Source organism: Pelomicrobium sp., assembly GCF_036803785.1.
GTDB lineage: Bacteria > Pseudomonadota > Gammaproteobacteria > Burkholderiales > UBA6910 > Pelomicrobium.
Genome location: NZ_DAIRTR010000146.1, coordinates 1 through 7043 on the forward strand (window position 1 = coordinate 1; position 7043 = coordinate 7043).

Below are 7043 nucleotides of genomic sequence, written 5' to 3' on the forward strand. Positions count from 1 at the left end.
CATTCTAGGCAACCCTCCCCGTATGACCCGCCACGCGAGCCGTTTGCCTCGGCGGCCGCCCCCTTTCGACCCGTCCTCCATCCGCCTGGAGGAGGCGGCGTACCGGATCCTACGGTTGCCGGCGGTAGCGGACAAGACTTTCCTCATCACCATCGGCGACCGCACCGTGGGGGGGCTTTCGGCCCGCGATCCTATGGTGGGACCATGGCAGGTGCCGGTGGCCGACGTGGCCGTGACCTGCATGGGCTTCGACACCTACCGGGGGGAAGCCTTCGCCCTGGGGGAGCGCTCGCCCCTGGCCCTGATCGATGCCCCGGCGTCGGGACGGATGGCGGTGGGGGAGGCCATCACCAACCTGTGCGCGGCACCGGTCGCGGCCATCGACGAGATCCGGCTGTCGGCCAACTGGATGGCGGCGGCGGGCCATCCGGGGGAGGACGCGGCCCTCTACGACACGGTACGGGCGGTGGCGTTGGAGCTATGCCCTCGGCTCGGGGTGAGCATCCCGGTGGGCAAGGATTCCTTGTCCATGAAGACGGTGTGGAACGAGGCGGGACGCAAGGAGGTCACCGCGCCCTTGTCCCTCATCGTCACCGCGGTGGCGCCGGTCGCGGACGTGCGTCAGACCCTGACGCCGCAGTTACGCACCGATGTGGGGGAGACCGAGCTGGTGCTGATCGATCTGGGCAGCGGCCGCAACCGGCTGGGCGGCTCGGCCCTGGCCCAAGTCTACAACCAGGTGGGTGACCGGGTGCCCGATCTGGACGATCCGGACAAGCTCAAGGCATTCTTTGCCACTGTCCAGCGGCTGCGGGCGGAGGGCAGGATCCTCGCCTATCACGACCGCTCCGACGGAGGGCTCTTCGCTACCGTGTGCGAAATGGCCTTCGCCGGTCGCACGGGCCTGTACGTGCTGCTCGACACGCTGTGCTACATGCCCCACTTGGGCGACGGGGATGCTGCCGAGATCCGCACCGAGCCCATGGGTGGCGTGTACCAGCGGCGCATGGTGGAGGTGCTGTTCAACGAGGAGCTAGGCGCGGTGCTGCAGATCCGCCGGCAGGACCGCAGGGCGGTGATGCAGGCCTTCGTCGAAGCGGGTCTGGGGGCCGAGTTCCACGTGATCGGCGGCCTGACCGGTGACGACCGGATCGCGTTCATCCACAACGGGGTGACGGTGCTGGCGGCGAGCCGCGCCGATCTGCAGCGGGCCTGGAGCGAAACGAGCTACGAGCTGCAAAAGCTGCGGGACAATCCCCAATGCGCCCAGGAAGCCTACGACCGACTGCTGGATGGGACCGACCCGGGCCTGTCGGCGCGCCTCACCTTCGACCCGGCCGAGGACGTGGCCGCCCCTAGCATCGCCACCGGCGCCCGTCCCCGGGTAGCCATCCTCCGGGAGCAGGGGGTGAACGGACAGGTGGAGATGGCGGCTGCCTTCCACCGGGCGGGGTTCGAGGCGGTGGACGTGACCATGAGCGACGTCATCGCCGGCCGGCAGACCCTGGCGAGTTTTCAGGGCTTTGCCGCCTGTGGCGGCTTTTCCTTCGGCGACGTGCTGGGGGCAGGGGAAGGCTGGGCCAAGTCGATCCTGTTCAACGCCCGGGCGCGGGAGGCGTTCGAAGCTTTCTTCCGCCGCGGCGATACGTTCGCCCTGGGAGTGTGCAACGGCTGCCAGATGATGGCGAGTCTCAGGGACCTCATCCCGGGAGCGGAGGCCTGGCCCCATTTTGTGCGCAATCGCTCCGACCAGTTCGAAGCGCGCCTGGTAATGGTGGAGGTGACCCGCAGTCCATCCTTGTTCTTCTCCGGCATGGAGGGAAGCCGGCTACCCATCGTGGTGGCCCATGGGGAGGGCTACGCCGAGTTCTCCGACGAGGGACAGCTCCAGGCCGCCCTTCCCCTCGTGACGCTACGCTATATCGACCACCGGGGCGCGCCCACGGAAATTTATCCCTATAACCCCAACGGCTCGCCCCGAGGTATCACGGGGCTTACCACCCGGGACGGGCGCTTTACCATCCTCATGCCCCATCCAGAGCGGCTGTTTCGCACCGTGCAGTTTTCCTGGCATCCGGAGGAATGGGGCGAGGACGGACCCTGGCTGAGAATGTTCCGCAACGCCCGGAAATGGATCGGGTGAATCGATGGGTGAGGAAACCAAAGCCTACGACCCGCCGTTCTATACCGAAGAGGAGCTGGACGCTCTCTACGAGCGGGACCCGATGCTGGCGCTACGCCTCTCGCGTCGGCAGGCCATGCTTGCCCGGGAACTGGAAGCGCGCGCCCGCGCCCCCCACGATGCGCCGCCACCCACCGAGAAAGAGCTCCAGGCAGCCCTGGAGCGGGCGCGGCGGGTGTTGTTGCGGGATGGGGGCGATCTGGAGCTGGTGGAAATCGTCGGCACGGTGGTGCGGGTGCGGCTCAAGGGCAACTGTGTCGGCTGCCCGCGCTCCGTGCTGGACCTGAAGCAGGTGGTGGAGCGGGCAATCCGCCAGGAATTCCCCCAGATCACCCGGGTGGAGAATACCTTTTAGCGGGCCCGCTGGGCGTTACTCGATCTTGGCCTTCTGGCGCAGTTGGGCCACCAGCTTCATCAGGGCCTGCTGCTGGAGCTGCTGGCGGATGTTGTCCTGCACTTCCTCCAAGGCAGGTGCCTTGAGGGGGCGCACATCCTCCAGCTTGATCACGTGCCAACCGAAGCTGGTCTGCACCGGCTGCTGGGTCATTTGGCCCTTCTGCAGCTTCGTAAGGGCCTCGGCGAAGGGTTTGACGTAGCTCGCCGGCGAGTTCCAGCCCAAGTCTCCCCCGTTTTCCTTGGAGCCGGGATCCTTGGATTTTTCCGCCGCCAGCTTCTCGAAGCTCGCGCCCCCCTTCAGTTGGCTGATCAGGCTCTTCGCTTCCGCCTCGGTCTCCACCAAGATATGGCGCGCCTTGTATTCCTTGTCCCCCAGTTGGGTCTTCAGCCGATCGTATTCCTGTTTCACCGCCTGGTCGGTGACGGGATTCTTGGCGAAGTAGTCCTCCAGATAGGCGCGGATCAGCACGTTCTGGCGCGCGAGCTCTAGCCGGGTGGCCACCTCGGGCCGTTTGTCGATGCCCTGGCGGACCGCCTCCTGGGTCACCACCTCTTGGGTGATGAGAGACTCTTTCACACTCTCCCGTAACTGGGGAGTGTCGGGCTGCCCTTGGGAGATACGCTCCTTGACCAGTTGGTCGACCCGAGACTGGGGAATGACAACACCGTTCACGACGGCCGCCTTGCCGTCTTTGGCAGGGGGCTTGGCGCTTTCCTGGGCATGGAGCGCGGGGGAGAGGGTGGCCATAGCCAAGGCCGCGGCCAGGGTGATTCGGTTCCAAACAGGGGTCATGACATTCCTTGTGGTGAGGGGGTTAAAACTCGTCCGGGGCGAGGGCGCGGATGCTCAACGCGTGAATTTCCTGCCGCATCAGATCGCCTAAGGCCTCGTAGATCATCCGGTGTCGCGCCATGACGCTCTGGCCGGCGAACCGAGGCGAGATCACGGTGAGCCGGTAGTGGCGGCCGCCGCCCCTGGCTCCTTCGTGGCCGACGTGGAGGGCGCTTTCGTCCACCAGCTCCAGCGCTTCGGGGGCGAGGACCTGAAGCCGCTCCCGGATCCGTGCCTCGGTGCTCATGCCGGCAACACCTTTTTGAACGGCCGCACCGTGACCCGGGCGTAGACGCCTGCCGCCGTGTAAGGGTCGGCTTCCGCCCAGGTCCGGGCCTCAGCGAGAGAGGAAAATTCGGCCACGATGAGGCTGCCGGCGAATCCCGCGGGGCCGGGATCCGGGCTATCGATGGCGGGCAGCGGCCCTGCCAGCACCAGGCGGCCTGCCTGCTGCAAGGCCTTCAGGCGCTCCAGATGGGCCGGCCGTGCGCCCTGGCGCTTCTCTAGGCTGCCGGGGGCGTCTTCCGCGAAGATCATGTAGAGCATACCCTATCCGCTGCTTTCTTCTTCCTGCAGGTATTTCGCCAGCACGACGCCTTGGGCCAACACGAAAAGCAGGAGCAGGCCCAGAGCACCGAACACCTTGAAGTTGACCCAGGCCTCGGTGGACAGGGTGTAGGCAACCACGAGGTTGGTCGCGCCCATCGCGGCGAAGAAGGCCATCCAGCTCAGATTGAGCCGGGCCCACACCGGCTCGGGCAGGGCCATTTGCTCTCCCAGCATGGCCCGGATCAGGTTCTTGCCCAGGAAGAACTGGGCTCCCGCCAGGGCCAGCGCGAACAGCCAGTAGAGCACCGTGGGCTTCCACTTGATGAAGGTTTCATCGTGGAGGAGGAGGGTCGCCCCGCCGAAGATCACGATCACCGCCAGGCTTACCCATAGCGGGGTGTCCACGGCGCCTCGCCGCCACCAGACCCAACCGATCTGGGCAATGGTGGCCGCGATGGCGACGGCCGTGGCGACGTAAATGCCCTGCAGCTGGAACGCGATGAAGAAGAGGATGACCGGAAAGAGGTCGAACAGGAGCTTCACGAACGGGTCGGCAGCTGGGCAGCCAGGAGGTGGCGGACGATCATACGTAAGAGCGCAATACCGCATTGTAGCACGCGATCATCAATGCCGCGCGGTCCAGCGCCGGTGGTATTCCCGCACCAGGGTTCGCACCTCGTCTCCGTACACGGGTTTGCGGGATTGGCGCAACGCTTCCTCGAAGAACTCCGGACATGCTTCGGGCAGCCAGGCCTCCATCAGGCAATACGCTCGGGCCATGCGCTCGGGATCCTGGGTGCGGGTGGCGACGATGGCGTAGTTGAAGAGGAGGATGCGCCACGGGTGCTCGGGTGCCATGCGGTCTGGGTCGTCCCGGATGGCCGGGTCCACTCGGTCGATGAAGGGGCCGATGACATCGAACAGGACTGCCAGGGCTTCCTGCGTCCGCAGGCGGTTCGCTCGGCTGGCCAAGGCATTCACCAGGGGCTCCAGGATACGCAGTCGCCCCCCGTGGCGAACGACCCAGTCGGCCACCTCCAACGTGGCCTGATCCAACCAGTGGCGCTCTTCGTCACAGCCCAGGCGCTGGACCCAGAGGTTGAGATCGGACAGGCAGGCCAGGGCGTATTCCCCCAGGGCGCTCGCGTCCTCGTCCTTTAGAGCTCCCGTGGGGCCGTGGGCCCGGTCCAGAGCGGCGAAGGCGGCCATGGCCTGCTCCAGGGCTACGATGAGTTGGGCGGGGGTTGCGCCCTCACCCTTGCCGCCCCGCGCCTCGTAGGCGGCGAGCAGCGCCCGGGCGGCATGGGCGAGACCGGTCATGCTTTCTTGGGGTCCAGCCGCAGGGCGGCGGAGTTGATGCAATAGCGCAGCCCCGTGGGCGGGGGGCCGTCGTCGAACACGTGACCCAAGTGGGCGTCGCAGCGGCTGCACAGCACTTCCGTGCGGTGCATGAAAAAGGAATAGTCCTCCTCTGTTGCTACTGCATCCGGCGAAACGGGTTCCCAGAAACTGGGCCAGCCGGTACCGGAATCGAATTTGGTTTCCGAGCTGAAAAGCGCCGCTCCGCAGCACACGCAGCAGTAGAGGCCCGGCGCCTTGCAGTCCCAGTATTCGCCGCTAAAAGCCCGCTCGGTGCCCTTGTGTCGGGTGATCTGGTACTGCTCGGGGGTCAACAACCTCTTCCATTCTTCGTCGCTTTTCACGATTTTTTCTGCCATCGTCGGTTCCTCCTGGGAGTTCTTGGCTTTGCTCAATCGCTCCAAGAATTCTACTCCTCCCGGGTCAGGCCTCGAAAAGGCAGGGATGAACGGACGTAGCGTTCAAGAGGTCATCAACTGCCTCAAGACATAGGGCAGGATGCCGCCATGCCGGTAGTAGTCCACTTCGATCGGCGTATCGATGCGGCAGAGCAAGCTCACTTCCTGGCGGGAGCCGTCCCGGCGGTGGATCACCAAGCCCACCTCCTGCTGGGGGCGGAGGTCCTCGAGGCCCAGGATGTCGAAGCGCTCGTCGCCGCGGAGGTCCAGGGACTGGACGCTATCGGAACCCTTGAACTGAAGCGGCAGCACGCCCATGCCCACCAGGTTGGATCGGTGGATGCGCTCGAAGCTGCGGGCGATAACCGCCTTCACCCCTAGGAGCTGGGTTCCCTTGGCGGCCCAGTCCCGGGACGACCCGGTGCCGTACTCTTCACCGCCGAAGACCACGGTGGGCGTGCCCTCGGCGATGTAGCGCATGGCCGCCTCGAAGATAGTCATCTGCTCGCCAGTGGGCTGGTACAGGGTATAGCCCCCTTCCACCCGGCTGCCGTCGGGTCTGGGGGGCAGCATCAGGTTCTTGATGCGTACATTGGCGAAGGTGCCCCGCACCATGACCTCGTAATTGCCCCGGCGGGCGCCGTAGCTGTTGAAGTCCGCCTTGGTCACGCCGTGCTCGATGAGGTAGCGGCCTGCCGGAGAGTCCTCCTTGATGGCACCGGCCGGGCTGATATGGTCGGTGGTGAGAGAATCGCCAAAGATGCCCAAGGCCCGCGCCCCGCGGATGTCTCGCACGGTGCCTGGCTGCAGGTCAAAATCCTTGAAGAAGGGCGGCTCGGCGATATAGGTGGACCGAGGCCAATCGTAGACCTGGCCTTTAGGCGCCGGAATGCTCTGCCACAGGGCGTTGTCCTTGGTGAAATCGGAATACAGCCGCCGGAACACCCGCGGGTCGGTGGCGTACTGGAGGGCATCGGCCACTTCTTGCGGGCTCGGCCAGACGTCGCCGATGTACACGGGCTTTCCTTCCTTGCCGATGCCCAGGGGTTCGGTCATCAGATCCTTGAGCATGGTGCCGGCAATGGCATACGCCACCACCAAGGGCGGGCTCGCCAGGAAGTTGGCCTTGATGTTGGCGTGGATGCGGGCCTCGAAGTTGCGATTGCCCGAGAGAACCGCCGCACACACCAGATCGTTCTTCACGATCGCCTCCTCGATGCCCGGATCGAGAGGGCCAGCGTTGCCGATACAGGTGGTGCAACCGTAGGCGGAGACGTAGAAGCCCAGCTTCTCCAGATAGGGCAGGAGTCCCGAACGCTTGAGATAC

Annotated in this window: 9 protein-coding genes; 2 read left to right on the forward strand and 7 right to left on the reverse strand. The window is 65.5% G+C overall.

The features are described from left to right. Together purL and V7Q81_RS13575 are read left to right on the forward strand one after the other, a co-directional pair. Positions 1 to 2143 (forward strand): phosphoribosylformylglycinamidine synthase (purL, locus tag V7Q81_RS13570; protein WP_333844240.1); only part of this gene is annotated, 2143 nt, incomplete at its 5' end. Positions 2144 to 2147: 4 nt separating this feature from the next. Continuing rightward, positions 2148 to 2537, forward strand: a complete 390-nt coding sequence (locus V7Q81_RS13575) for a NifU family protein (RefSeq protein ID WP_442954841.1) — start codon at positions 2148 to 2150, stop codon at positions 2535 to 2537. A gap of 15 nt (positions 2538 to 2552) precedes the next feature. Here V7Q81_RS13575 and V7Q81_RS13580 read toward each other — a convergent pair whose 3' ends face one another. From V7Q81_RS13580 to V7Q81_RS13610, 7 genes are all read right to left on the reverse strand, one after another. After that, the gene (locus tag V7Q81_RS13580) at positions 2553 to 3371 is read right to left on the reverse strand and encodes a peptidylprolyl isomerase (RefSeq protein ID WP_333844243.1); all 819 of its coding nucleotides are present in this window, start codon (positions 3369 to 3371) and stop codon (positions 2553 to 2555) included. 22 nt (positions 3372 to 3393) lie between these two features. Then, complete coding sequence (locus V7Q81_RS13585) at positions 3394 to 3657, reverse strand: BolA family protein (RefSeq protein WP_333844246.1); 264 nt, start codon at positions 3655 to 3657, stop codon at positions 3394 to 3396. Next, a complete protein-coding gene (locus tag V7Q81_RS13590) occupies positions 3654 to 3956 on the reverse strand; it encodes a YciI family protein (RefSeq protein ID WP_333844249.1) in 303 nt (100 codons plus the stop codon). The genes V7Q81_RS13585 and V7Q81_RS13590 overlap by 4 nt, the downstream gene beginning before the upstream one ends. Before the next feature lie 3 nt (positions 3957 to 3959). Beyond that, a complete protein-coding gene (locus V7Q81_RS13595) occupies positions 3960 to 4502 on the reverse strand; it encodes a septation protein A (protein ID WP_333844251.1) in 543 nt (180 codons plus the stop codon). Positions 4503 to 4583: 81 nt separating this feature from the next. Next, entirely contained in the window at positions 4584 to 5279 is a 696-nt protein-coding gene (locus V7Q81_RS13600) for a hypothetical protein (protein ID WP_333844253.1), read from the reverse strand. Then, positions 5276 to 5677: a peptide-methionine (R)-S-oxide reductase MsrB gene (gene msrB, locus V7Q81_RS13605; RefSeq protein ID WP_333844255.1), complete on the reverse strand. Its 402-nt coding sequence runs from the start codon at positions 5675 to 5677 to the stop codon at positions 5276 to 5278. Before msrB ends, V7Q81_RS13600 begins: the two co-directional genes overlap by 4 nt. A 102-nt stretch (positions 5678 to 5779) precedes the next feature. Then, the coding region (locus V7Q81_RS13610; protein WP_333844258.1) for an aconitase family protein at positions 5780 to 7043 on the reverse strand (1264 nt) is incomplete at its 5' end.